This window comes from Dactylosporangium sp. NPDC006015 (assembly GCF_040614215.1).
In the GTDB taxonomy this organism is placed as follows: domain Bacteria; phylum Actinomycetota; class Actinomycetes; order Mycobacteriales; family Micromonosporaceae; genus Dactylosporangium; species Dactylosporangium maewongense.
This window is the reverse complement of sequence record NZ_JBEXUD010000033.1, coordinates 59,451-85,266: the sequence shown is the minus strand read 5'-3', so window position 1 is coordinate 85,266 and position 25,816 is coordinate 59,451. Positions and strand designations below refer to the sequence as shown.

Here is a 25,816-nt window from a genome sequence, read left to right as displayed (position 1 = left end):
GTCACCTTCGTAGCACATGCCAGCTCTGACGAGTACCTGCAGCGGCTCCTCTCGCGGCGAGCGGGAGCGGTCACGACGCCACCGTCCGGCGGTATCTGGGGGCGGTCTCTTGCAGCAGCGCGTCGATCACCGGGGTGCAGCGCTCGTCGCCGGTCGCCTCGCGCAGGACCACGAGCGCCCGGCCGCGGGCCAGGTCGCAGCCCAGCCGGCGCAGTGTGTCGGCGGCGGCACCGGCCAGCTCGGCCGCGCCGTCGCGGTCGCCGGTGCGCAGCAGTGCCAGCGCGCGGGCAGTGTCCGCGACCGCCGCGGGCTGCCGGTAGTCGCATGCCCGCGCCAGGTGGGCCGCCGCCCGGGCGTGGTCACCGGCCCGGTCGGGGGCGCCTGCGGCGAGGTCGGCGTGCGCGAGCCCGGTCAGCGCCGCCACCCGGCCCTGTGCCGTCTGCGAGACGGTGGCCAGGCGCAGCGCCCGCTCCAGGTAGCGCCTGGCTACCTTATGGTGGCCGTGTTCCAGGCGTACCGTGGCCAAACTGTGCAGCACGAGCGCCTCGGCGGCCGGGTCCGCGCCCGAGCGCAGGGCGGCGAGCCCGGCCACCGCCGAGGCCAGCGCGGCCCGCAGGTCACCCTGCAATGCCTGCACGACGGCGAGGTGCCCGGCGGCGGCGGCCTCGCCCTCGATGTCGCCGAGCCGCTCATAGCCGGCCGCGGCGTCTGCCAGGCAGCGGTGGGCGCGCCCGAGCTGGCCGCGGTGCAGGTGGATGACGCCGAGGTTGATCCGGGCGGACTCGGCGCCGAGCCGCGAACCTGACCGTTCGTGCAGCGTGAGCGCCTCCTGCAGCACTTCGGCCGCCGTGTCGAGGTGGCTGGTCAGGGTCCGGACCACGCCGAGGTTGTTGAGGGTGGTCGCGGCCCCGCTCGGGTTGCCGGCCGCGCGGTGCTCGGCCACGATCGCGGTGAAGTGCCGCGTGGCGCTGCGGGAGCGGCCCAGCCGGGACTCCAGCACCGCGGCGAGAGAGCGTGCGGCGAGCTGCCCGGCCGGCCAGCCGGCCCGGACGCTGAGCCGGCGGCCGTGCCCGGCGTGCCGCACCGCTTCGTCGGGGTCGCCCTTGATCGTGTGCGCGACCGCCAGGCTCACGTGGAGCGCCGCGCTGGCCCGCACGGCCCCGTCGCGCTGCGCGGCGGTGAGCCCGGCGGCGGTCACCGACAGCCAGCTCGGCAGGTCACGGTTGGCCATGAACGGCACCCTGAGCGGCACCGCGAGCCGCCAGGCCATGTCCGCGACCCCGCGGCCGGGGGCTGCCAGCGCCGCGGTGCACAGGTTCGGGTACTCCACGGCGAGCCAGGCCCGGGCGTCCGCGGCCTCGGGGAACAGGCTCCGGTCGGCGGGTTCGTCGTCGGCGCGCGGCACGTTCGGGGCGAGCCGGGCGGCTGCGGCCCGGCACCGGTCGACGTACCACTGGTAGGCGCGCCGGGTCGCCGCCTCGCGCCGGCCGGGTGGCTCGGTCGCCGCGGCCAGCGCGGCGGCGAACTCGCGGAGCAGGTCGTGCATCGCGTACCGGCCCGGGCGCACGGTGCTGAGCAGGTTCGCGTCGGTCAGCCGGACCAGCAGGGGCGCCACCTCCGCCGCCGGCAGGCGACTGGCGGCGGCGCCGACCTCGCCGTCGAACTCGGCCGCCGGCAGCAGGCCGAGCAGCCGGAACACCTGCTGTGTGGCCGGGCCGAGCCGGCTGTAGGAGTGCCGGAACGCGGCGGTGACCGCGCTGTCGGCGTCGTCGCGGGTCCGCAGGGCCGGCAGGCGGGCGTCGCCGGCGAGCTGTCCGGCGCGCTCCGCGATCGGGTGCGCGACCCCCACCGGCAGGTCGACCGCGGCGATCCGCAGCGCCAGCGGCAGCCCACCACAGTGCCGGACCAGCTCGGTGACCGCGGCCGGCTCCGCGACCGCCCGCTCGGCGCCGACCATCCGGGTCACCAGGACGACCGCGTCGGGTTCGGCGAGCGCGGCCACCGGCAGGCTCCGCGCGCCCTCCACCGCGGCCAGGCTCAGCAGCCGCTCCCGGCTGGTGACGAGGACCTTGACCCCGGCGCCGCCGGGCAGCAGCGGGCGCACCTGCTCGGCGGAGCGCGCGTTGTCGAGCACCATGAGCAGCCGCCGGTCCGCGGTGACCGAACGAAACAGCGAGGCGGCCTGTGGCACGTCGGCCGGGATCTGGCCGTGCGGCACACCGAGGCCGGTGAGCAGGTGCCCGAGCGCCTCAGCCGGGCCGGCCTCGGGCTCCGCCCCGAATCCGCGGAGGTTGAGGTACAGCTGCCCGTCGGGGAACTGCCCGGCGGCCCGCCGTCCCCACCACACGGCGAGGCTGGTCTTGCCGCTGCCGGCCATCCCGGAGATGACGACGGTGGCGGGGCCGTCGGTGTCGGCGGCCAGCCAGTCGTCCAGCTGGGCCAGCTCGGTGCCCCGACCCACGAAGTGCAGGCCGACCACCGGCAGCTGGCGCGGGGTCGGCGGCTCCTGCTTGACCGCTTTGCGGTGCTCGGACCGCTGCTGTGGGGCACCGGCCGTGGCCAGCGTCGGGTCGTCGGTCAGGATCCGCTGATGCAGCCGGCGCAGGGCCGGTCCCGGGTCGATGCCCAGCTCGGTGCGCAGCAGGCGGCTGGCCTGCGTGTATGCGGCGAGGGCGTCGGCGCGGCGGTCCGCCCGGTACAGCGCCAGAATCAGCTGCCCGCGGAGGCGCTCGTCGAGCGGGGTCTGTGCCACCAATCGACCGATCTCCGGCAGCAGCTCATGGTGCCGGCCGGTGGCGAGCCCGGCGTCGACCCTGTCGGCGAGGGCCGCGGCGTGCCGCTGGTCAAGCGCCGGCCGGGCGGCGACGATGAGCTCGTCGGTGACCCCGCCGAGGACCGGCCCCTGCCACTGCGCCAACGCCTCGGTGAGCAGCCCCTCGGCGGCGGCCGCGTCGCCGGTGCGCAGGGCCTCCCGGCCTTCCCGGGCCAGCCGCTCGAAGCGCAGCACGTCGACGTCGTCCTCGGCCGCTCGCAGCACGTAGCCGACCGGGTGCCGCTCGATCGACCCCGGCGGCAGGAGGCCTCGCAGTTTGGAGATGTACTGGTGGAGGATCCGCTGGGCGGAGGCCGGAGAACGCGGGCCCCAGGTCACGTCGATGAGCCGGTCCGCGGAGACCGGCTCGTTGGCGGCGAGGACGAGGGCCGCGAGGACGGTTCGGGGTTTGGTGCCACTGACCGGGACAGGCCGGCCGTCGAGCCATGCGCCGACGAGTCCCAGCACCCTGTAGTCCACCGCGCAGACAGTACCGATGCATCGAAATCTTTGCGGGACCGCGGTCGGGACCCGGCCGCCCCGAGGTGGCCGGGTCCCTTGCTCAGCTGATGCCCTTCACCGGAGGCGCGCAGTGCTGTGCGCCGGTCCAGTACCGCACGCAGGACTTGAAGTAGAACGCGGTGTCCTCCTTCGCATCCAGGTGCTTCCAGCGGATGCAGTTGCCTTCCGGCCCCGGGTTCCACAACTTCGACTGGACCGTCCGGTTGGTGGCCGCGTCGGTGTATTGGAACTCCACGTACGAGGTGTCCCCGCCGAGCTGGCAGTTCTCGAGGTGCTCGCCGTACGGGAAGAACCTGGTGAACGACTGCTGAGCGAGCTCGGACTGGTAGGAGTCGCCGGGCTGGTCTGGCCCGATCGCGGCATGCGCCGGGGTGGCCAGGACGGCTGCCAGCGCCCCGGCCATCGCAAGGACGACGACGGATTTCCGGATGATGCTCATACGATTCCTTGCCTCCAGGGTGAACACGGGTCCCAGAAGTTGTCGACGTCCGCGCAGACGCGCATGTCGATGAAGCGCTCCTCACCGAAGTCGTGCAGGTACGTCGCGCACGACGGCGCCGGCCCGGTGACCTTGTGCGTCCCCCGCTGCAGGGTGCCGTTGATCCTGATGTACTCGAACTCGATGTAGACGTCCCAGCGGTCGGACTTGCAGACCGTGAAGCTGTCCCCGATGTGCTGGAAGCTGCCCGAACCGGCGGCCATGCCGAGCACGTCGACGTACTCCAGCACGTTGCGACCGGTGTTGTTGTCCCCGGCGTGGGCGGGCGTCGCCACCCCGGCGAGGAGCGCCCCCGCCGCGCCCGCCACCAGGCTGATGCGGGCCAGCCGACTGCGCATGCTCCTGGTGCTCATCAGGTGATCGCCGCCACCCATGGCGTGCACCAGTCACCAGGCAGGCCTGGCGCGGGCGGTGGCAGCACCGGGTAGTCGAGGCACGCCCGGAACATGAAGGTGCGGTTCTCCGGGAAGTCCAGGTTGTGGTCGTAGCACGTCCCACCCCCCAGCGCGTTGTACTTCTGGTAGTTCACGTCGTTCCAGATGTACTCGCCGTAGACCTGGAGCCCGTCTGTCGAGTCGTCGCACACGAAGAAGTGCTCGCCGTCGTGGTAGAAGATGGCCCGGACCCCCTCGCCCCGCGAGCCCGCCGTTCGGTTCGTCCCCGCGTACGCGGCGGCTCCCCAACCCAGCACCACCACCAGCGGCATGACAACCGCCGCGGTGAGCATCCTCAGCACCTTGGCCCTGGCTCTGCCCTGTCTCAGCACGCTCGATCCTCCCTCCGATGCACTGAACCGGTCTGGAGGGCCCCCACGGAAACCCGGCCCTCCTCGCCACCGATCCTGCGGACCAGCCGTTTCGACGTTGTTCGCACCGATGTTTGGCCCGCCTTGCACAGGCCCCCTGACCTGCGAGGACGCACCCACACACCGATCAAGGCGGGACTGAATGCGGGAGCCGCGTACGCTGCAACGATGGCTCACGGCGTGCTGCTCGGGATTGACTTCGGCACCTTCAACACCGTGGCCATGGTGCGTCGCGGCGGCGGTGAAGCACGTTCCCTGCTCTTCGACGGGTCACCGTTGCTGCCGTCTGCGGTGCTCCTGGAAGGCCCCGGCGACGTGCTGTCCGGAGCCGAAGCCGTGCGGTCGGCGCGGGTGCAGCCGGATCGGTACGAGCCCAACCCGAAGCGGCGGATGGCAGACGGGATCGTCCTGCTCGGCGGCCACGAGATCGACGTGGTCGACCTGGTCGCCGCCGTGCTGGGACGCGTGGCGTCGGAGGCGCGGCAGGTCGTCGGCCGGCTCCCGGATCGTGTCGTGGTCACGCATCCGGAGATCTGGGGCACGTCGCGGTTGAGCCGGTTGACCGAGGCGGCCGTCCGTGCCGGCCTGCCGGACCCGATGCTCGTGGCGGAGCCGATCGCTGCCGCCGCCTACTTCCTCGGCCAGGTCGGCCGGGTCGGCGCGGGTCAGTGCGCGGTGGTGTACGACTTCGGGGCAGGCACGTTCGACGCCAGTGTGGTGCGCCGCGGCCCCGGAGGAGCGCTGACGGTGCTGGCCAGTGAAGGGCTTCCCGAGGTGGGCGGCCTGGACCTGGACGCCGCCTTGGTGGAGCACCTGGGCCGGCTGGTCGCGCATCGGGCCCGGGACGCTTGGGACCGGTTGCGGCAACCGGCCACCGCCGCCGACCGCCGTGCCCAGCGGCAGCTGTGGGAGGACGTCCGGCTGGCCAAGGAGTCGTTGAGCCGGCGTTCGCAGACGCTGGTGCACCTGCCGGTCCTGGACGAGACCGTTCCGGTGAGCCGGGACGAGTTCGAGCAGCTCGCCGAGCCGGTCATCGCGCGGACGGTCGCGGTTACCCGCGCCGCGGTGCGGAGCGCGGGTATCGGGCTGTCAGACGTCGGTGGCATCTTCCTCGTCGGCGGGTCGAGCCGTGTCCCACTCGTCGCGACGCTGCTGCACCGCGCGTTCGGGATGCCACCGACGGTTCTGGAGCAGCCCGAGCTCGTGGTGGCGGAGGGTTCACTGATCCTGCTCGACGCGTGCGAGGAGCGCACGCCGACCGGCGTCACGATGAGGCTGCCCGCCGATACCGGGTCGGAGGAGACCGTTGCGCAGGCGCGTGGAACGGCCGCCGGCCCGGCACCCGTGCCGCAGGGCTCGCCGCAGCGGGTCACGCAGCTGTCGCCGGCCTCGCCGACGGCAGGCCGCGCGTCGCGCGTCGACGAGGCCGTCGAACCGGGGCGGGGGCGATCGGTCCGCCGCCACCTCACCGATCCGTGGAGCGTGGCAGCGGCCGTGCTGCTCGGTGCCCTGAGCGGCACGGCCGGCGGCCTCGCCGGTGCGGGCACGGCGGCCGTGCTGACTGCGGGAGTCATGGTCGCCGTGATCGTGCACGTGGTGCGGGTGGCTCTCGGTATCGTGTTCGACCGCTGAAGACCCGGTTGTCAGACGTCGCCACTAGAAGTTGCTCAGCACCGAGCTGAAGATCTTGTCGACGCTTGCCGGGTCGCGCGCGTCGTAGGCGGCTGCCCGCGACACTTTCGCGATCTGTTCGAGCGTGTCCAGGTCGGCCTCCTCGCCGAAGGCGATACCGAAGATGCGAACCGAGTTCTCCAGGGGTGACCCGTCCAGGTCGTGGAGCAGCTTCGCCCGGTCGTTGTCGGCCGGGTACTCGTTGCGCCCATCGGTGAGCAGCACGACTGCGTTGATGCGGTCGGCGTCCAGCCGTTCCCGCATGTACAGGTCGGCGGCCCGGGTCGTGTGGTAGAGGGCCGTGCCGCCATCGGCGCTCAGCGCCCGGATGATGCCGGTGAGTTGCTGCTTCGCGTCACCGACGCGCGACATCGGCAGCCGCTCGGTGTAGGGCTGCGCACCGTTCGGTCGCTGCCCCGTGAATGTCCACAGTGCCACCTCATCGTCGGGATGCAGCAGGTCGAGGCTCGCGATTGCCGCGTTCTTCGCGGCTTCCAGCTTGCTGATGTCACCGGCCGCCTTCTCCTTCATCGAGCCCGAGACGTCCAGGACGAGCAGCACCCTCGCCTTCTTCCGCAGGTCGTCCCAGCCGGCGAGGATCTTGTCCAGGACCTCTCCGACGGGTGGCTGGATCAGGCTGAGCTTCTGCCCGGCCGGGATCTGCAGGGTCTGCGTCAGTTCGGGTCCGGCGTTGCCCTTATGGTCGCGGAAGCCCATCGCCGCGAACGCCGCCTGCTGGGTCGGCCGCTGCAGGAACGCGAGGAAGTCCGCGGCCGCTTCCCGTTGCGCGTCACTGGCCGAGGGCAGCACCACGTATGGGTGGTCGAGCATCAGCGTGCCGTCCCGCGGCACCATCGGCACGAGCGGCACCGTGGGCGCCTTGCCTGTCACCTTCGGGTCGCCGGTGGTGTTGCCCTTGTTGTAGAGGAAGGTGAGCTGCTCCTGATGCACGACGGCGCTCACGTACGACATCGCGGCGCCCTTGGCGTCGGCTTCGGCCAAGTTGGCGAGGAACTTCACCGCATCGTCGGTGTAGTGCAGGACGCCGGCTTCGACCCCGCGAACGAAGTTGATCACATTGGGCTGGGTGAGGTCGGCCGTCGTCAGCTCGCGGGACAGGCCGGTCGCCGCGTAGTACGTGGCCACCGTCGCGGCCAGGCCGGACGTGGACCGGTGCGGGTTGTCCTTGCCGAAGGAGAAGCGCCCCCACTCGGGGTGGCCGTACCGGCCCCACCCCTGCGGATCGGACGCCAGCGCCAGCACGTCGCTCCACCCGAACTCGCGGTTCGGCCAGCCGAACGCCTCGGCCATCGGCTTCGGCATCGAGATGACCAACGGGCTCTGCGCGATCGACGGCATCTGCGTGCCGGCCGGCGGCACCACCTGCTTGCCGCCGGCGGTCTCCTGCTGGCGGGCCAACTGGAGCCACAGCGATGCGGTGGGCGTCCACACCTGTGGTGGCGGCCCACCGTCGCGCTGTTCGTCCCACCCGGAGACAAGCGCCTGCGCCGCCGCGCCGGACGTGAGCCGGTGCACGGTCACCGACGCGCACCGCTTGCCGCCGTACAGCGTGTCGGAGGCGTTGTACCGGCGCGCCAACTCGATCATCAGGTCGGCCTTCTCGGTCGACGAACTGACCTCGATGGGTTCACAGCCGGCCCGCTTGTCGGCACCCGCCTCCCCGGCGTCGCGACGGAGCACCACGTACGTCGCCAAGACGGCTATCAGACCGACGATCACCGCAATCACCAGCGGCATTCGCGTACGTGCCCCCGCGACAATTCCCATCGACGATCTCCTGTTCACCAGCTGAGCCCCGCATCGTAACCGAGGGCTACAACATCGCCGCCATCCGCCGGACGGGCCGGTGCCGCTCCCGGCGAGGGACTGCCCGACCGAGCCGGAAGCGCTCGGTCGAGCCGGCCGGAAGCCCCTCAGGCGTGCACGACGCCGCCGTCGAGGAGTTTGGACCAGTCCGCGCCCGCGGCCACGGCCTCCAGCGCGAAGACGCTGACCGACGTGGGCTCGTAGCCGATGAGTTCGACCGCCCGGCTCGGCAGTCGCGCTGGGTCGGCGTGGGCCAGGGTGGTCCACAGGTACACGGCACCCCAGATCTGGCGGGGCTCGTTGGAGAACCAGAACTTGCCCAGCATGCCGGGAAGGCCGGTGAACGCGTCCACGGCGTAACCGCGCAGGTAGTCGCGCAGCGACGTGGTGGTCTGCTCGGAGCGGGCAAGGTCCCAGGCGACGATCATCAGGTACACGGTGGCTCCTCGGAGGGCGGCGCCGAGCCCAGGCAGAACTCGCCGACGCTCGACTCGGACAGGCGGTCGTGGCCGGTGGCCTGTGCGAACGCGTCGGTGTCGCCCGCCTCGACGGCGCACGGGGCCAGCCGCATCGCGGTCGCGACCGAGTACAGCGTCTGAGTGAGCACGCCGACGTGTTTCAGGGTCAGCGCAAGGGCCATCGATTCGTACTTCCACATCAGCCGGCCGAAACGGGCGGCGATGACGATCAGCACCTGGGGCGGCTGCTCTGCGCCCATGGCACGGGCGGCGGCCTGCAGCAGCCGCCGGCGTGGCGGTTCGGCGGCGTCGAGCACCTCGAGCTGGTGCTCGAAGGCGTCGTAGTGGTACATGCCGGGTTCCAGCCCGGCCGCCGAGCGGACCACGAGGTACAGCTCCAGTTCGTGGACGGCGCCACCGGCCGGGTACGGGCGATCGGACGTGTCCCATCCCTGGCTGTCGTCGGTGGAGCGCACCCGGGCGCAGCGGAACAGCAGCTCGCCGATCGCTTCGATGGTGACCGGCGACGACTCGTCGTACGCGCGGATCGAACGGCGCCCCTCCAGGACACCGGTGAGCGTCGGGTCCGTCTGGTGCAGCCAGGTCAGGTCGGGCCGCGCCAGCGCGACGGTGCGGGTGCTCATGGGCGCCGGTCGGCCGGGCAGGGGCGGGAACCGGTCCTTGGCCCACAGGGTCGCGCCGAAGTGGGAGAACCGGGTCGATCCGGCGCGCTCGTACGACTGGCGGCTGCTGTCGTGGAACCACAGCTCGTGCGGGCTCCATTGGGCCTCGTCGAACGGCTCGGCGTCCCCCGCGCCGACGAGGAGCCCGGCCCGGGCGAGGTCGGCGGTGAGACGGGCGGGCAACGCCGGGCTTTCGAGGTCCGTGGTGAGCGGGCCCGCGACGAGCGCGGCGATCTGCGGCGCGTGGATCCGGACCACGACCGGTGAGCGGGGCGAGGTGAGCTGCAGACCGTTGTGGTCCCGGCGCATCACCGCGAACCGGGACAGGGTCAGCGGTCCGGACCGCTCCACCGGTGGTAGGGGCCACCAGTTGCCCTTGGGGACCACCGTGTACTGGGCGACGCCGCCGTGCAGCACGGTGACGGCCAGCCAGCCCCGCTCGCGCAGCCGGTCGACGAGCCCGTCCACCGGTGCGGAAGGGGCATGGTCGGCGGCGATCTCGGCCAGCACCGAGGGGTCGCAGCCGCCCGCAGACAGCCGCCACAGCACGGCCCGCTGGCCGTCGTCGAGGACGCCGAGCGGCTCCGCCCGAGGCCAGCTCACCAGGTGGTGCCGGCCGTCGTCGCGGGTGACGCCGTGCACGCCGAGGCGCAGGGCGAGGCGCTCGGAGAGCTGCGCGGGACCGTCGTCCGAGGGGCGCAGGCCCGGGACGAGACGGCCCATCGAGGCGCCGGTGGGGCTGCGCCGCGCTGCGTCGACCGCGGACACGCCGTGGAGGCGTTCGGCGGTGTTCGCCGCCACGTGGCAGAGCAGGAAGCGTTCCGACGGGGTCAGGCCCACCCGGGTGAGGAACAGGTACAGGTAGTTGAGCATCAGGCGGTGCTGGGCGAACCAGACGGTGTCCCGCACGTGCGCCTCGAACTCGGGACTGTCCGCGGTCTCCGCGTGGAACGCGCTGGCCCGGCCGAGCTGCGCGCTCAGCGCCGCGTGTTCGGCGCGCGCCTCCGGTGGCGGGTCCAGTGTGATCATGCCGGCGTCGACGAGGGCGCCGGCCCGGTCGCGGAACGGTGTGACGGTGCGGACCCAGCGTTGGACGAGGGCGTCGCCGTCGTCGTCGTGGACGGCGGCGGCGACCGCCTCGGCGCGGGCGGTGAGCCGTCCGGCGTTCGCCGTGAAGTAGCCGTCCCACGCGGGGCGCAGCCCGGCGCCCTCGGGCCAGGTCGACAGGAACGCCTCGGCGTGGGACCGGAACGACACGAAGCTCCAGCTGAGGTCCGCGCCGCAGAGCGCTTCGGCGGTGGCGATCAGCAGGTCGAACGCGATCGCGGGGAGCTGGCGGCCCTGGCGGCGCAACCGCAGCACGTCGAAGGCGAGGGCGGTGGTCCGCAGGTGGAACTCCGCGAGCAGGTCGGCGGCCGCCACGCTGCCGAGCATGTGCAGCCGCCGGTCATAGCGGGCATCGAGGACGGTGTTGTTCGCCGGCCAAGGCAGGAGCGGACCGGGGTCCTGTTCCAGCTCGGCCAGGCGCCGGTGGCTGTCCAGCACCGTGGCCGGGTCCAGGACCGTCCGTGACGGGTTGTCGCGCAGGTAGCCGCCGATGCGGTCGTGGACCAGCGGGGAGACGACGTCACGGAACACGTCGCCGGGTGCGCGGACGTGCAGCCGCAGGTGTGGGCCCTGCCGCCAGTGCGGCATGAAGTAGGCGTCGGCGTGCGGCGCGACCTGCGCGAAGAGCGGCTGCACGGCGTCGAGCAGCAGGTCGCGCGGGTCGTCGTGGTAGTGGATGTGCACGCTCTGCCACCCGGTCACGCCGCCTCCAACTCGTGCACCGCCCGCACCGCCATGTGCCGCACGTACGCCTCCTGTCCGACCGTGAGTCCGAGCCGGTTGCACAGCAGATGCGCGCAGATGTCGAGGACCGGCAGCACGCCGTCGCCGGCCGCGCCGGTGCCCTCCCAGCCGCGGGCAGGCGGCGCGAACCGGCCGGCGGTCAGTTCCGCGGTGAGGCCGTCGCGCAGCCGGGTCACCGAGGTGGCCCAGCCGCCGAGCACGTGCCCCGGCGGAAGGGTGCCGGTGCCGGCGACGACGCGCCGCACCTGGCCGGTGATCGACATGAGCCGATCATGTTGCCGCGCGTACGCGTCGTCGGTTGCGGTGACCGGGTCCGGCATGATCCGCAGCAATGGCGCGAGGGTCGCCGGATCCGGTTGGCAGACCAGCCAGGTGGTCAGGATCGCGCAGAGGGCGACCGTCAGGCGCTGGGCGGGTGGCGTCCTGGGCAGCACCCGGAGCGCCAGCAGGCTGGATTCGACGAAGTGTCGCTCGACGGCCTCCATCGCCGCGCCCGTGCCGTAGCGTTCGGTTTCGCGGCGGTACGGCACGAAGTGGGCCGTGTTCTCCGGCCGTAGCCGGCGTGCGTAGCCGGAGCGGCCCTCCCACCGGGCGGCGAGCGCGGCCCGGTGCGCGTATGCGGCCTGGGAGTCCTCGCCGGTGACCGGACGGCCGCTCAGGTGGTCGCGGCACCGGCCGCCGAGGCGCGCCGCGAGCCGTCGTCGCGACGCGCCAGGCGCCGGGCGGACGCGTAGCCGCAGGTGGTTGCCGCCTTCCCAGTACCGCAGGAAGAACAGGTCTTCGGCGAGCTTCTCCTCGCGCAGCTCGTCGAGCAGGGCGGGCACGAGGTCGATGAGCAGCGGGTCCAGGTCGCCGCGCTGGAACAGGTGGATGCTGAGCCAGTCGTGTCCGCTCACTCGGTGCTCCCCACTGCGGTCAGTTCGAACATGAGCTCGGCGACCCGCTCGGCGGCGTCCTGCGGTGCCGGCAGGGGCTCTTCGAACGTGACCAGGCCGGACCAGTCCGCGAGGAGCCGGTCGAGGTTCTGCACGGCGTACCAGTTGGCGAGGTCGACGTACACCGGCTTGCGGGCCTTCGTGAAAGCCCGCTGGCCCCAGACCTGCTCGGGGTCCCACAGCCGCACGTAGGAGGCGCGGGGGATGCCGGTTTCGCGTTGCCAGCCCAGCAGCCGTTGCAGGTGGCCGGCGCCGGTGTCGCCGGGGCGTTGCCGGGGCACCGCGGCGGCAGGCACCAGCCAGCGGGCCCGTTGCAGCACGACACGTCCGACCTCGACCCGGGGCAGGAGTGTGGGCGCGGTGACCGTCGCCGGGTCGAGGAGCGGGCACAGCACCGGCCAGGCCGGGTGGACGAGGTATGCCGGGCCGAACGCGGCGAGCAGCAACCGCGCGGCGGGCGGCAGCAGGAGGTCGGCCATCATGCCCGCGTGGACGGGGATCACCTGGCGGCCGGTGGCGGCGTCGAAGAGTTGCGGCAGCCCGGTTCCCGGATCCTGGCGGACCCGCAGCGCGCCGAGGGCGATCCGGTGCCGCGGCGGGCGGGTGTCCTCCGTGCCGGGGTAGGAGATCTCGTGGGTCGACAGGGCGACATGAAGGTTGAGTGCCGACCCGAACAGGCCGGCCAGTTCCGCGACGATCGGCCCGTCGGGCCGGTCCGCGGCCGGTGGGGCCGTGACCGGCGTGCCGGTCGCGCGTTCGGCGAGGTGCGCCCACCGGCCACGCCCGCGACCATGCCCGCCGGTGATGACGTTGACCGCCAGGCGTGGCCCGTCGGCGCCGGGGACGGCCTGGCCGTAGCAGGTGATCGACGCCGGCGCGGTCACCCAGGCCGGCCAGCTCGCGGTCAGCCGCCGCACCAGCTCGGGGTCCACCCGCTGCGGTCCGGTGAGCTCCGCGATCGACTCGGTGAGCAGGGCGTGCAGCCGCGCGTGCCGTTCGACCGGGCTTGTCGCCAGGTCCGCGGCGCCGACCGTGTAGTCGCCGCGGAGGTACGCGGACAGCGGGGTCCGCGCGGCGAGCTCCCGCTGGACGCGCTCGTGCAGGTCCAGGAACGCGATGTCGGGGGCGGATCCGAACCACGGCGCCCAGCGGTCGGCGAGGGCGAGACGGGTCGGCAGCATCGGGTCGTGCAGCCCGAGCCAGCGCCGGACGACGTCGAGGTCGTCCAGCACCGGCCGCCACGCGCGGGCGTCCAGCCGGGCCGGCGCGCCGCTTTCCACGACGTGTTCGTGGCAGACGAACCGGTCGAGCCGGTCGGCGTCCGGCCAGTCCGGCACGGCGAGGTCGTGGCCGAGCCGCACGGTGTGCGCGACGGCGGTGACGAGCCGTTCGCGGTGCGCGGCGAGCTCGGTGTGGTCCCCGATCCGTGTCGGGACGCTCATCAGCCGGTCCAGTTCGCGCAGCGGCCGCACGTCGGTACCTGTCGCTTCGAGCCAGCCGGCCAGGGCGCCGAGCGGCTCCGCGCCTTCGACCTGCACGGGCGGACGGGCCTCCAGCAGGCCCACGGCGACGAGCCGGTCGACGAAGACGCCGACCTTCGCGGCCGCCGCACCGGTGGCCGCGAGGTGCCGCACGACGTCGGCGGTGGTGGCCTGCCGGTGGCGGACGACGTCGAGACAGGCCAGCACGGCGGGCGCGGCGGCCATGGTGACGATCGTTTCGCCCGTACCGAGGAAGCGCAGCGTCTCGCCGGCCCGGTGCAGGCTGGGGTTGACCCGCAGCACCAGCGTCGCCGCCAGGTCGGGACGGGTCGACACGGCGCGGACCAGCCGCGCGACGAGCACCCGGTCGAACTCCAGCACCGACGACGCCGGCACCGGGTGGGCGCCGGCCGGCACCGACGGCCCGGTGTCGTCGACGTGGGCCAGGCCGATCCGGGCGAACGAGCTGTATGGGCTGGTCTTCGCGGCGGCCCGGCCGAGGAACGCGACCAACCCGCCGATCGTCCGGGCGCGGGGCCGGTGACCGTCCCGCAGCCAGCGCTCCAACGCGGCCGACAGGTCAGGACTCGCCTGGGCCAACGCCCGGCGGAACTCCGGGCGGCCGGCCGCGTCCCGGATGCGGGCGGCGACCGTGTCGGCCTCGACGCCGAGGAGCGGCTCAAGGTCGGCTTCCGCGCCGATGCGGGCGGCCCGTTCCGCGTGCCACGCGTCGATCCGGCAGACCATGGGTGCGGGCAGGGCATCGCGGATCTCCGCGTTCCACACGTGCTCCGGCAGTCGCCGGTCCTGGTGGATGGCCCGCCGCAGGGCGACGAGCCGGGTCTTCAGGGCGGCGTTGGCCGGGTCACCGACGAGTGGGTACAGCGCCTCGGACAGCACCTGTGCCGTGCGCCGGGCCCGGTCCTGCGCGTCGAGGAGTGCGTCGACGGCAGCGACCGTACGGGTGAACCGCATCGCGGACAGGACATCGACCGGCAGGCCCGCCACCCGGACCACCACCGGCCGCTCGACAGCGTAGCCGGCGACCGTCCGTGTGGTCAGGGCCTGCGGTCGTGTCATTGGATCAGGACGAGGACGAGCAGGAGAACACCGACGAGGCGCCGAACTCGCCCAGCCCGTGCCCTGCGGTGAGTGATTCGACCGTCAGGCCCTGTTCGGCCAGGTCGAAGATGTCCATCGGCACCTCGTCGAGCTCGAACCGCAGCTCGGGCCGGGAGTCGGTCAGGCCTTCCGTTGACTGCATCTGTTACCTCCTCAGCGGTGGTCGGCCCGTGCCCGGGCGACCTATGCCCACGGTGGGGGATCACCACCCGGTTCGGCCGTCACGCGGGCTGGATCTAGTGGTTCCCCCAGATCGTCGCGGTGAGAATGCGCGTCATGGATGGACTGGTGACGGCTGTCGCCGCGATCCAGTCGTACGTGCCGCAGGCCGTGGTCGGCGTGCTCGGCACCGACCCGGCGGCGACGGTGCACCTGACCGACGACGCGGTCCTGATCGGCTCCTGCGACACCTGCCTCGCGCTGCGCCGGGAGCGCCTCCAACCGGCCCCGCTGCGCCTGGCCGCCGACGCCGCGAGCTGGACACCCGGGCCCTGGCCACACCTCACCCCCGCCGTCCTGGAACTGATCCGCCACCTCCACGCGGTCGTCGCCGCCGGCACGGTGTTCCGGCTGGCCTGGGAGACCCTCGACATCCAGCGCCACGAACTGCTGCCCGACCCGTCCTGCCCGGCCTGCGGCACCCCCGCTCCCGCCGACCCGATCCGGTTCGTACCACGGCCGAAACCGTCCAGGTCGGCGTCCCGCCTCCGCGATCTCGACGCCGTCCACCTGCCGGAGCGGGCACTGGTCAACCCGGTGTGCGGGGCCCTCGGCCCAGCCGCCGTCGCCCTCACCGACGCACCGATCGTCCCCGTGGTGGTCGGCGGCACCCTGGCCGGCTCCGGCAGCGGAGCGGACCGGGTCATCCCGGTGATGTGGAGCGGGCACGCCCGCAGCTACGGCCGTAGCCGCACCGCCGCGCTCCTGGAGGGCCTGGAACGCACCGCGGCCGCATGGCACACCGGCACCGCCCCGGTCGTCGTCGACACGTTCGAACGCGTCGCCGCACGTGCCGTTCCGGGCGACTGGCCGTCGTTCGACCCGCGGTCACCGATCCGGTGGGTACCGGGACACTCGCTGCGCCACGATGCGCCGGTCCTCGTGCCTGAGCGGATGGCGTACTTCCTCGCGGGTCCCCGGGAGACGTCGAACGGCTGCGCCATCGGCACGTGCCTCGAGGAGGCAGCCCTGCACGGCCTGCTGGAGCTCATCGAACGAGACGCGTTCCTGATCGCGTGGTACGGCCGGGCGCACCTGCCCGAACTCGCGCCCGGCACGGTCACGGATCCGGCCGTCGGCGCACTGATCGACCGCCTCGCCGCAGGCGGACACCAGGTACGCCTCTTCGACACCAGGATCGACCTGCCGGCACCGGTGGTCACGGCGGTCGCGGTCGCCACCGGCGGTGCGGCACCGGCGCTGTGCTTCGCCGCCGCAGCCGGTCTCGACCCGGATTCGGCCGTCGCCGGCGCCGTCGGTGAACTCGCCGCGCTCGTGCCGGCCGTCCGCGAACGCGCCCTCGCCCAGCGCGGCCGGATCGACGCCATGCGGCGCGACCACGGCCTCGTCGAGTCCGCCGCCGACCACGCCGCGCTCTTCGCCGACCCCGCGGCGATGGCGTACGCCGGGTTCCTGCTCGGCGACCGGCACGAAGTCCCCGGGGCGCCGCGCCCATGGCCCCGACCGTCCGACATGGACCTGCTCGAAGACCTGCAAGCCTGTGCCGGTGCGGTCATGGAGACCGGCTCGGACGTCATCGTCGTGGACCTGACCACAGTGGAGCAGCGGCGGCTGGGCCTGCGTTCGGCGCGGGTCATCGCCCCGGGGCTGGTGCCGCTCGACTTCGGCCCCCGGCAACGCGCACCGGGGCTCACCCGGATCAGCACCGCATTGCGGCACGCCGCCGCGCCCCCGTCGGAGGGCCCGCACCACGTGCCGCACCCCCTGTCATGACGGTGACGCCCGAGGACCGCCTGCGCCTGCGCGCCGACGTCCGGCTCACCCGGACAGCCGATGGCATGCTGATACGGCGCGGGGAAACCGCGTTGCTCGTCCGGGGGCAGGCAGCGGCCACGCTCGAGCGCATCGCCCCCCGGCTCACCGGCACGTCGACGGTCCGTGGGCTCTGCGCCGGCCTTCCCACCGACGAGCAGCGCACACTGGTGCAACTCGCCGCCCTGCTGCTGCGCCACGACTGCGCCCGAGACGTGGCGCAGGACAACCGCGCCTCGCCGGCTGAGGACCCGCGCCGCCACCGGGTGCTGCTGAGGAGCCGGTGGCCTGCGGCGGCACCCATGGTGGCCGCGGCCGCTCGCACGTTGCTGCGCTCGGGGATGCCGGCGATCGACATCGCGGCCGATCTGTCCGGCCGCGACCGCGCCGCCCTCGATGCCGAAGCCGCAACGGGTCACCCGGCCACGCTCAGGTTCGTATCAGGGCAAGCCGCCGGCCACGGGTACACGGCGATCGTCACGGTCGAGCCGATCGGGGGCCCGCACGAGGCGCCCGGCGAGGTGACGGTCGCGGCACTCGTCGGCGCCGAGGTCGTGGTCATCGGCGCCACCACCGGGGGAGATGGCGGGCCCTGCCCGACCTGTACGCGGCTGCGGTTGCTCGCAAACCGTGACCCTGGCACCGTGGCCCCGGCCGCGCCGGACGGCGCCCGTGCCGCGATCGCAGGGACGCTGCTCGCCGCCGAGGTCCTGGCGGCCGTCAGGGGCGGCCGCCGGCCCTTCCCGGCGGTCCTGGTCCTCGACCTCGCCACCTGCGAGACCCACCGGGAGCGGCTGCTGCCGCACCCAGGCTGCGCCCATCCCCGTGGCGCGGCCGACGCGACGGCGGCGGATCTCGTCGCATCGCACGTCGGGGTCCTGGCCGGGTTCACCGACGACGCGGCGACGCAACTGCCGCTGCGGGTCGGTGCCGTCCGTCTGGCGTACCCCGCGCAGACCTTCGTCGCCTACCATCCGTCCACAGTGGATGCGGCCCGGGACGCCGCTGTCCGGGCGGCGGTGGCCCACTACGCCGAGGCGGTCCTCCCCGACCGGCCGCTGCGATGGGCACCGGCCCGGAGGCCGTTCACCGGCGACCCGGCATCCTCACCCGCGGGCCCGTCCAGGGCGGGCGTCGGGGTGGGCGCCGGCCTCGCGGATGCGGTGACCGCCGGGTTGTGCCACGTCCTCGCGGGCGATGCGGCCCGAGCCGGGCCCGGCCGTCCCGTCGAGCCGGCGGCGCTGTATGCGGGCGCGAGCCGGCCGGACATCCTGGAACTGCTGGTGCGCACCGCCGCGCGGGCCGGGTTGCCCGCCCGGCTGTCCGTGCCGGCCGGCGCGGCCATCCCCGTCGTGGTGGCGCGGGTCCAACGGTCGACGCCGGCCGTGGGTTGGGGTGACGACCTGGCGGCGGCCGCGACGCAGGCGTTGCTGTCGCTGCTCGGCCCGCGGCAACTCGCCGGCACCGGCCGGCCGCACCCGGTGCTCGACACCGGTGCCCTGCTCCCCGCCGCCGAGCGGTGGTTGCGCGAACAGCACCGGGACGCGTGGTTCGCCGACATCACCCCGGTGGACGTCGCCCGCACGGGCCTCACGGTCGTGCGGGTGCTGCTCATGTGCCGTCGACCGGGATCTTGACGAACAGCGCAGCCCCGTTGGTCACGCACGTCGTCGCTGCCATGGGCATCGGTGTGCCCGCCACGGCTGCCGTTGCGGCGCCGGCGTCACCCGCAATCCGCGGGTGCGCCGGGTGAGCGGATCCTGCCCGACGCGGATCGGCGGCCGGCGTCCCACTCGGCCGGGGTGAGTGGGAGCTCCGCGCGCAGGGTGGTCCCGGCTCCGCGCGGGCTGTGGAGCACGATCCGGCCGCCGAGCGCTTCGGCGCGATCGTTGAGGCCGACCAGGCCGGTGCCGCGGGTGAAGTCGGCGCCGCCGACGCCGTCGTCGCGGACCACGATGCGCAGGACGCCGCCGGTGGTGTCGGTTTCGACGGTGACGGTGACGGCTGAGGCGTTCGCGTGTTTGGCCGTGTTGGTGACTGCCTCGGCGATGATGTAGTACGCGCTGACCTCGATGTGCTCGGGAAGCCGTCCCTCCATGCGGATGTCGAGGTCGACGGGGATCGGTGCGTGGCGGGCAAGCGTGCGCAGCGCCGGGCCGAGGCCGGATTCTGTCAGGATGGCCGGGTGGATGCCGCGGGAGATCTTGCGGAGCTCGTCCACGGCGCCCGTCGCCCCGGCGACGGCGCGGTCGAGTTGTTCGGCGAGCGTGTCGAGCTCGGGTGGCAGCGCCGCCTGCGCGGTGCGCAGCTGCAGGGCCAGGGAGATCAGCCGCTGCTGGGCTCCGTCGTGCAGGTCGCGCTCGATGCGCCGGCGGGTCTGGTCGGCGGCGGCGACGATCCGCGCTCGGGACGCGGTGAGCTCGGTCCGGCTCTCAGCGTTGGCGATGGCGGTCGCGATGAGCCCGGTGAAGTCGGCCAGCCGCTGCTCAGTGTCGTGGGGCAGCCGTTGGCGGCGCGACCCGACGCGCATGACGCCCCAGAGCCGCCCCTCGACCTCGATCGGACTGGCGACCATGGAGCAGATGTCGGGCTCGATCCCGGGCAGCGTCGTTGACGCCGGTTTGTCCACGTCGCGGCGCGCGGAATGACCTGTGGCCTGTACCGTCGCCATGGCGGTGCGGGGGTCGGGCCTGCCGCGCCAACCCGGTGCGGTCTGCTTGAGTCCGTAGCCTCCCAGCACCGTCGCCTCCCCGTCCGGCTCGAATCGGAGGATCGACGTGCCGTCGGCGTGGAAGAGCGCGCCGACCTCGTCGGCCACCGCGGCGAACACGCGATCGGGCGCCGCCCCGCGGGCGACCAGCGTCGCCACCCGCCGCAACGCCGCCTGCTCGTCGGCGATCCGGCGGAAGGCCGTGTACAGGTGGGCGTTGTCGAGCGACACGGCGAGCTGACCGGCGATGAGTCTGACGCAGTCGAGCCGTTCGGCGGTGAACGCGCCGTGGATGAGGCGGTTCTCGAGCAGTAGCACCGCCCGCAGCATGCCGCGGTTGAGGATGGGCACGGCCAGCAGGGAGCAGGAGCTGAGGCCGGTGAAGTACGGGTCCCGGGCGAAGCGGTCGTCACGGGTGGCATCGCCCACGACCAGCAGCTCGCGTATCCGCTCGGCGTATCGGAGCACGGACATCGGCACCGTGTGCTCATAACCGGCGCCGCTGGCCGGGATGATGCTGCAGCCATCCCCGGGCGCGGGCAGTATCCATTCGTCCCGGTCGTCGCTCCACAGCAGCAGGTGCACTCCGGTGGCGCCGGTCATCGCGGAGAGCACCTGGACCAGGCGGGAGTACAGGCCTTCGGTGCTGGTCTCGGAGCTCAGCGCCGTCGACGCGGACAGGATGCCGAGCAGGTCGACGGTTCCGGTCGTCATGGTGGGGCGACGCTGGAGAAGGTCGCCGGGGTGGCGGGCGTCGTGCTTGTCGATCGGCTCGTCGTGCGGTCGCAACGCCGGGTAGGCCCAGTCCAGTTGGTCGACTTTCGCGGTCGCGCCCCAGGCGAGGTACTCCTGACGGGCCGCGGCGAGCAGTTCGAAGCCGGCGTGTTCGACGCCGTGGGCGAGGTAGAAGCGGGCGGCGTGTTCGGTGATCAGGGCCTGATGCCATGGCCGTACGTGGCGGGCGACCTCGTGCCGGGCGGCGTCGAAGCCGTGGACGGCGGCAACGAAGTCGCCGACGGCCCAGGCCCGCTCGGCCTCGAGCAACCGTAGCCAGTGCAGGAAGTTGGCCGGCGCGTCCGCGGCGCGTGCTGCCAGCCAGTGCGTCACCTCGTCCAGTTCGGACAGCAGACCGTCGCGCTCTCCGGTGTGGCCGGCTCGGGCCTGCCCGGCGAGGGCCAGTCCACGCAGCACGTGCGCGGCGGCGGTCGGGTAGAAGGTGGCCGCGGCCGACAGCAAGGGCATCGCCGCCGCGGTGCACCGGGTGAGGCCGACCAGATCATCGAGGATGGCGGCGGCGATCGCGCGGGTGACCTGGAGGTGGAACAGCGCCCACGGGCTCTCGGCGTACCTGTCGGTGGGGGACGTCGCACCGGCGATGGTGGCGCTTTCGCCGCACAGCACACCGGCCAGTCGCCGGTAGCTGTCGTACGATTCGCCGATGTGCTCGTCGCCGGTCTGCCGCACGAAGGCAAGCCCGGCCTCCACCTCGGCGACGTAGACGTCCAGCGACGGCACGCAGTCCAGCAGACCGACCATGTCCAGGTAGTAGGTGTATCCGGCGTTGGCCAGATCGCCCCCCGCGACGAGGCCTGCACGAGCCCGCCGGCTCGCGCGGACACCGTTTTCGATCGGCTCGAACCAGCAGCTCAGCAGCGTGGACAGGAAGCGCACCTGCGAGGTGTCGGGCTCGTAGCCGCGGGCCTCGCCCAGTGCCAGGATTCGATGCATCGCCTGGTATGCGGCGGCGTAGTCGCCGCGCACCGACACGGCGGCGAAGCCGACGTGGCTCGCCGGGCCGAGGAGGGGGCCGGCGGGGCCGTGCTCGATCCAGATCCGCAGCGCTTCCAGGCTCAGCCAGGCGAGCCTGGCGTGGTCGGCGGCGAAGTAGACCGCCGGCAGGATCGCGTTGATCAGACGGGCCACGGCGAGCACCACCGGCTCGGTGACCTCCGGCCGGGTCAGCTCGTCCACGGCGTCCTCGTGCTCCAGCCACCGGTACATGAGGTCGAACCGGCGGTCGAGCTCGGTCGGGAGCCGGTCCGCGGTCGGCACGGCGCTGTCCAGCTCACGCAGTGACTCCAGGCCGAGCCCGATCGCCTCGACGTAGCGGTTGCGGTGCGTCAGGCCGCGCACCTGCACCGCCGTGGCGGGCGCACATTCCAAGGGGGTGGGGCACAGCCCTTGGATCGTGCGGAACTCCTCGTCCGCCTCCTCCAGGAGCCCCAGGCTGTACAGAGCGGCGTGCCGGCCGGTGCGCACCTCGACGAGCGCGGCGGTCTCGTCCGGGCCGATCAACCGCAGCGCGGCCGTCAGCAGCGCGTTCACCAGCGAGTATTCCCCGATCATCGTCGACTGTTCGGCGGCCCGCCGGAACAGCTCCACCGTCCGGCGCCGTTCCGCGGGGTCGTCGACCGCATCGACCACCGGCAGGTACTGTTCCGCCGCGACCGCGAACAACTCCGCCATCGCCGCCAGCCGCCGCGCCATCGCCAACTGCAGGCTGCGCCGCCGGCGAGGTTCCACCCCGCGGAGGACCACCTCACGGATCCGGTCGTGGCGAAACAGCACCGCCTCCCGCACCCCGGGCTCCAACACCAGCACCCCCTCGTTGAGGGCGGCCGCGAGTCGCTGTTCCATCACCTCCGCCGGCTCGCCGACGGCGGTCTGCAGCACGCCCAGCTCGGCCCGCCCACCGAGGCACGCCATCGCCTCCACCATCAGCCGCGTCTGCGCCGGCATGGCATCGACCCGCGCCGCCGACAGTCCCGCAACCTCCGGCCGGTCCAGGTGAGCGCGCACCTGCGCCGCATCCCACCGCCACCTGGCCCCCGCCACCAGCACACCGTCACGGCGCAGCGCGTTGAGCAGCTCCACCGTCTCGTACGGATTACCGGACGTGTACGGACTGATCGCGTCGCCCAGGGTCGCCGCCGTGGCCTTGTCCACGTGGAGCATCTCCGCCACCATGGCGACCGTGCCGGCGACCGGCAGGTTGGCCAGCCGCAGGTCCCGCACCTCCGGCCGGTCACACCACCGGGTCCGCGCAGCCGCCAACGGATGCACCGCGTCCACGTCACCTTCGCGGTAGGCGGCCACCAGCAGCAGACCGTCGACCGGCTCCGCGCTCAGCACCAGGTCCACGAAGCCCATCGCCGTTCGTCCCGCCCACTGCAGGTCGTCGACGAACATCACCACGGGCCGTTTCCGTGAGGCGACCGAGCGCAACACGTCGAACGCCACCCGCTGTGCCCGCGCCTGCGCGGTCAGCGGATCCCCCGGATCGGGCGGCACCCGCAGCAGTGCCGCGAACTCCGGCACCGCCGCGGTCAGCAGGCCCGCGTTCGCGCCGGCCGCCGCCAGGATCCGCTTGCGGACGTCGGCCAGCTCGTCCTCCGACTCGGCCAGCAGAAGCCGACCCACCGCCCGCAACCCCTGGTGCACGGCGTCGCATTCCAGGTCCCGCCGGTACTGGTCGAACTTGCCCGCCACGAACCAGCCGTCCCGGCCGGTCACCACCGGCCGCAGTTCATCGACCAGCACCGTCTTTCCCACCCCTGGCGCCCCGCAGATCAGCACACCCTGACACCGGCCCGTAAGCGCCTCCTCGAACGCCGCCGTCAGCACCGCCACTTCCGCATCGCGCCACACCAGCCGTGACGGCGGCAACAGCCGCGGCGGAACGTCGCGCTCGCCGACCCGCATCGTCGCCGCGCGCGGGTCGGCGTCCCGTAGCCGCTCCAGGTCGCGGACCAGGCCCTCCGCGGTCTGGTACCGCTTGTCCGGCTCCTTCTCCAGCAGATGCATGATGATCTCGGACAGTGGCGCCGGGATGGTCCGGTTCGCCTGCGCCGGCGGCACCGGCACCCGAGCCAGATGATCATGAGTGAGCCGCAGCGGGTCACCCCAGCCGAACGGCGGCGCGCCCGTCGCCAGTTCATACAGTGTCGCGCCCAATGCGTACAGATCGGCCCGCTGATCCACCGGCCGGCCGGTGCGCCCGGTCTGCTCCGGCGCCAGATACGCCAACGTCCCCGCGATCTCGGTGTGGTGCGTGAACCCGGGACGAAGCTCGGCGATCGACGTCGCCAGCGCGAAGTCCACCAGGCAGAGGGCGCCGTCGCGGGACGCCACGATGTTCGCCGGCGTGATGTCGCGGTGCATCACGCCCCGGCGGTGCATCCCCGCCACCGTCCGGGCCAGCTTCACCGCGAGCCCGATCAGGTCATCGGCCGCCAGCGGCTTCGCCGCCCCGGCCAGGCTCGTGCCGGCGACATCCTCCACCACGACCGACCCCGGGCACCGCGGTGCCTCCAGCAACTGTGGGACACCGACCACGCCGCGCAGCCGCCCCAGGATCGCCACCTCGTGCCGCACCCGCCGGTCCGCGTCCGGTCCCGAGAACTCCTTGCGGATGACCGTGCGCCCGGCGACGAGCAACCGGGTGACCCGAGTGTGCTCGCTCTCGTACAGTATTTCGATCCGACCGGGTGGATCGCGGCCACGCAGCATCCCGCCGTTCTGCATCAGACACCTCCCGGCACGATCCGATCCACCTCAAAGCGTACTTAGATCCTGTTCCCGGGCGAAGCCGACTATTCACGCGGACGCGATGTGGGTGAAACCGCCGGCCGCGGCACCGTGCGATGAGGTCAGCCGCCGCTGGTGGTCCACTCGTATTCGGGCTCGGGCCGGGCCGCCGGGCCACGGCCGAACAGGACGAGGACGACGGTGCCTGCCACGGCAGCGCCGGTCACCGCGCCGGCGATGCCGGCCGCCGTGGAGTACGCGTCGGGGTGGCCCGCCGACCAGCCGTAGAACGTCGCGATGACGCCCGCGGCGGCGGCTGCTGCCAGTGCCGCCTGCGTGGGCCACAGCCACGGCCGTGGTCGTGGGTCGCCGGCGACGGTGGCGATCCACCACACGAGGCCAGCGACGCCGACGCCCATGCCGATCAGGGTGAACCCGAGACCCAGGAACGAGTCCACCAGCTGGGCGAGCGCGACGACGATCGCGCCGAGGACGGTCGTGCCCGCCGCGAAGCCGGCCAGCACCCGCCGCCGGGACAGGGCCGGCAGCAGGCCCAGGACGTACAGCGCGGACCCGATCGCGACGGCGAGGGCGTACTCGGCCCAGATGTGTTTGCCGGGTGCGGTGAGCGGCGCCGGCGGCCAGGTCTTGCCGGCGTACGACAGGCCGATGCGCTGCCATGCCCCGTCCGGCTGCCGGACCGCGACTCCGTCGCGCCGGTTGGCGACGAACACGCGGTAGCCGCCGGCGACTGGCAGGATCGCGACCTCCGCGGCGCTGAGGTGTTCGCGGGGTGAGCGCAGGTCGCTGTCGCGCCGGGCGAGGAACGTGCGCCGCCCCTCCGCCACCTGCCACGACATCCGCCAGGTCCGCCCGGCGTCGGTGCTCTCCTCGACGGCGAGCCGGCCGGGCACGACCCGGTAGCACACGTCCGGCCGGTCCGGCACGCACGCGTTCGTGGCGCGCGGCGGGAGGTCCGGCGTGACGGGCGCCTTGAGGGCGGTCCAGGTCACGCCGTCGACGGTCGCCGCGGCGCCGTCGAGGTCACTGTCGCCGTCGGGCAGGCCGTGGAAGGCGTTGTACAGCATGGCCCGAACCTGCCCGTCGACGACCACGACCCGGTCCACCGCCGGGTAGTCCGGCGCGCTCGTCGCGGCGACGCCCAGCACCGCGAACGGCAGCACCACGGCGGCGCGGACACCGCGCGCGACCGGAGTGGACACCACCGGCGTCAGGGTCCGGCCCCGGACCCACCAGGCGATCCCGAGCGCGGGCAGCGCGAGCAGGTCGGTGGGGTCGGCGAGGATCGTCGACGGGCGGATCACGCTCCACGCCGCCGACGCGACATCGGCACCGCCGGGCACCGCCTTGACCGCGGCGAACGCCACGCCCACCAGTACCGTCGAACCGGCCGCCGCCCATCGCGCCGGAAGGCGGGGGACCAGCAGGCAGCACAGCGCCGCGACCAGTGCCGGGGCGAAGACCAGACCGGCGACGTCGCTGAGCTTGCCGGTCACCACGCCCGGCGCGGCCGCCTTGAGGAGGTGGTCGTTCACCAGCAGCACGAGCACCGCGACGGCGGACACGGGATGTGTCAGCCACGCCAGCGTCACCGAAACGTTCCTCATGGGCGATCAGACGCGATCCGCGCGCCGGTCGTTCCCGGGTTGGCGATCTCGGCCTCGACCACACTGGGTGGCACATTGCGCGGACTCGGCCGTGCTTGGCTCACCACGTTCCGAACTCCTATTGTGGGTCCGTCCCCCGGGGGATTCGAGGGCCCCGGCGCGGGAATGGGGTCGCACTCACAGTGTCGACGACCCGGCCGCTCCCCGGAACCTCTGACGTTCTACGACACCACGCTGTCAGGGCAGCAAAGTCGCCCCACATGGGCAGGGGAACGCATCGTTCGCGGTGATCC

At 73.3% G+C, this 25,816-nt stretch carries 15 protein-coding genes; 3 read left to right on the top strand and 12 right to left on the bottom strand.

What is annotated here, in order from left to right; genetic code table 11:
• Positions 1 to 70: 70 nt before the first annotated feature.
• From ABZ321_RS40515 to ABZ321_RS40500, 4 genes are all read right to left on the bottom strand, one after another.
• On the bottom strand, positions 71 to 3,292 hold the full coding sequence (locus ABZ321_RS40515) for a BTAD domain-containing putative transcriptional regulator (RefSeq protein WP_354900960.1): 3,222 nt from the start codon (positions 3,290 to 3,292) through the stop codon (positions 71 to 73).
• 82 nt (positions 3,293 to 3,374) lie between these two features.
• A complete protein-coding gene (locus ABZ321_RS40510; RefSeq protein WP_344513776.1) occupies positions 3,375 to 3,773 on the bottom strand; it encodes a hypothetical protein in 399 nt (132 codons plus the stop codon).
• Positions 3,770 to 4,171, bottom strand: coding sequence for a hypothetical protein (locus tag ABZ321_RS40505; RefSeq protein ID WP_354900958.1), 402 nt, complete (start codon positions 4,169 to 4,171; stop codon positions 3,770 to 3,772). The genes ABZ321_RS40510 and ABZ321_RS40505 overlap by 4 nt, the downstream gene beginning before the upstream one ends.
• Before the next feature lie 14 nt (positions 4,172 to 4,185).
• Positions 4,186 to 4,599, bottom strand: coding sequence for a hypothetical protein (locus ABZ321_RS40500; RefSeq protein WP_354900956.1), 414 nt, complete (start codon positions 4,597 to 4,599; stop codon positions 4,186 to 4,188).
• Positions 4,600 to 4,806: 207 nt separating this feature from the next.
• Between ABZ321_RS40500 and ABZ321_RS40495 the strand changes: the two genes are divergently transcribed.
• Positions 4,807 to 6,270, top strand: a complete 1,464-nt coding sequence (locus ABZ321_RS40495; RefSeq protein ID WP_354900954.1) for an Hsp70 family protein — start codon at positions 4,807 to 4,809, stop codon at positions 6,268 to 6,270.
• A gap of 24 nt (positions 6,271 to 6,294) precedes the next feature.
• Here the strand turns inward: ABZ321_RS40495 and ABZ321_RS40490 are convergent, their stop codons facing one another.
• The 6 genes from ABZ321_RS40490 to ABZ321_RS40465 all read right to left on the bottom strand — a co-directional run bounded on the left by ABZ321_RS40490 (position 6,295) and on the right by ABZ321_RS40465 (position 14,808).
• Positions 6,295 to 8,025 carry a substrate-binding and VWA domain-containing protein gene (locus ABZ321_RS40490; RefSeq protein WP_354900952.1) on the bottom strand — a complete coding sequence of 577 codons (1,731 nt, stop codon included), beginning with the start codon at positions 8,023 to 8,025 and terminating at the stop codon, positions 6,295 to 6,297.
• Positions 8,026 to 8,243: 218 nt separating this feature from the next.
• Positions 8,244 to 8,573 (bottom strand): hypothetical protein, encoded by a 330-nt coding sequence (locus ABZ321_RS40485; protein ID WP_344513785.1) that lies wholly within the window; start codon positions 8,571 to 8,573, stop codon positions 8,244 to 8,246.
• Positions 8,564 to 11,086: a thiopeptide maturation pyridine synthase gene (locus ABZ321_RS40480; protein WP_354900950.1), complete on the bottom strand. Its 2,523-nt coding sequence runs from the start codon at positions 11,084 to 11,086 to the stop codon at positions 8,564 to 8,566. Before ABZ321_RS40480 ends, ABZ321_RS40485 begins: the two co-directional genes overlap by 10 nt.
• Positions 11,083 to 12,024 (bottom strand): lantibiotic dehydratase C-terminal domain-containing protein, encoded by a 942-nt coding sequence (locus tag ABZ321_RS40475; protein ID WP_354900948.1) that lies wholly within the window; start codon positions 12,022 to 12,024, stop codon positions 11,083 to 11,085. The genes ABZ321_RS40480 and ABZ321_RS40475 overlap by 4 nt, the downstream gene beginning before the upstream one ends.
• A complete protein-coding gene (locus ABZ321_RS40470) occupies positions 12,021 to 14,624 on the bottom strand; it encodes a lantibiotic dehydratase (protein ID WP_354900946.1) in 2,604 nt (867 codons plus the stop codon). The genes ABZ321_RS40475 and ABZ321_RS40470 overlap by 4 nt, the downstream gene beginning before the upstream one ends.
• Positions 14,625 to 14,628: 4 nt before the next feature.
• Positions 14,629 to 14,808, bottom strand: a complete 180-nt coding sequence (locus tag ABZ321_RS40465; RefSeq protein ID WP_344513792.1) for a thiomuracin/GE37468 family thiazolyl RiPP peptide — start codon at positions 14,806 to 14,808, stop codon at positions 14,629 to 14,631.
• A 134-nt stretch (positions 14,809 to 14,942) separates the two neighbouring features.
• Here ABZ321_RS40465 and ABZ321_RS40460 point away from each other — a divergent pair, with 134 nt between their 5' ends.
• Together ABZ321_RS40460 and ABZ321_RS40455 are read left to right on the top strand one after the other, a co-directional pair.
• A complete protein-coding gene (locus tag ABZ321_RS40460) occupies positions 14,943 to 16,619 on the top strand; it encodes a TOMM precursor leader peptide-binding protein (protein WP_354900944.1) in 1,677 nt (558 codons plus the stop codon).
• The gene (locus ABZ321_RS40455; protein WP_354900942.1) at positions 16,616 to 18,295 is read left to right on the top strand and encodes a hypothetical protein; all 1,680 of its coding nucleotides are present in this window, start codon (positions 16,616 to 16,618) and stop codon (positions 18,293 to 18,295) included. Before ABZ321_RS40460 ends, ABZ321_RS40455 begins: the two co-directional genes overlap by 4 nt.
• Before the next feature lie 86 nt (positions 18,296 to 18,381).
• Here the strand turns inward: ABZ321_RS40455 and ABZ321_RS40450 are convergent, their stop codons facing one another.
• Both ABZ321_RS40450 and ABZ321_RS40445 read right to left on the bottom strand, forming a co-directional pair.
• A complete protein-coding gene (locus ABZ321_RS40450) occupies positions 18,382 to 23,805 on the bottom strand; it encodes an AAA family ATPase (protein ID WP_354900940.1) in 5,424 nt (1,807 codons plus the stop codon).
• 212 nt (positions 23,806 to 24,017) lie between these two features.
• The gene (locus ABZ321_RS40445; RefSeq protein WP_354900939.1) at positions 24,018 to 25,523 is read right to left on the bottom strand and encodes a hypothetical protein; all 1,506 of its coding nucleotides are present in this window, start codon (positions 25,521 to 25,523) and stop codon (positions 24,018 to 24,020) included.
• Positions 25,524 to 25,816 lie beyond the last annotated feature (293 nt).

What these genes read in the sequence shown, in the direction of transcription:
- ABZ321_RS40510 (WP_344513776.1), bottom strand. Translation starts at nt 3,773, where the DNA reads ATGAGCATCATCCGGAAATCCGTCGTCGTCCTTGCGATGGCCGGGGCG.
- ABZ321_RS40505 (WP_354900958.1), bottom strand. Translation starts at nt 4,171, where the DNA reads ATGCGCAGTCGGCTGGCCCGCATCAGCCTGGTGGCGGGCGCGGCGGGG.
- ABZ321_RS40495 (WP_354900954.1), top strand. Translation starts at nt 4,807, where the DNA reads ATGGCTCACGGCGTGCTGCTCGGGATTGACTTCGGCACCTTCAACACC.
- ABZ321_RS40470 (WP_354900946.1), bottom strand. Translation starts at nt 14,624, where the DNA reads ATGACACGACCGCAGGCCCTGACCACACGGACGGTCGCCGGCTACGCT.
- ABZ321_RS40465 (WP_344513792.1), bottom strand. Translation starts at nt 14,808, where the DNA reads ATGCAGTCAACGGAAGGCCTGACCGACTCCCGGCCCGAGCTGCGGTTC.
- ABZ321_RS40460 (WP_354900944.1), top strand. Translation starts at nt 14,943, where the DNA reads ATGGATGGACTGGTGACGGCTGTCGCCGCGATCCAGTCGTACGTGCCG.
- ABZ321_RS40455 (WP_354900942.1), top strand. Translation starts at nt 16,616, where the DNA reads ATGACGGTGACGCCCGAGGACCGCCTGCGCCTGCGCGCCGACGTCCGG.
- ABZ321_RS40445 (WP_354900939.1), bottom strand. Translation starts at nt 25,523, where the DNA reads ATGAGGAACGTTTCGGTGACGCTGGCGTGGCTGACACATCCCGTGTCC.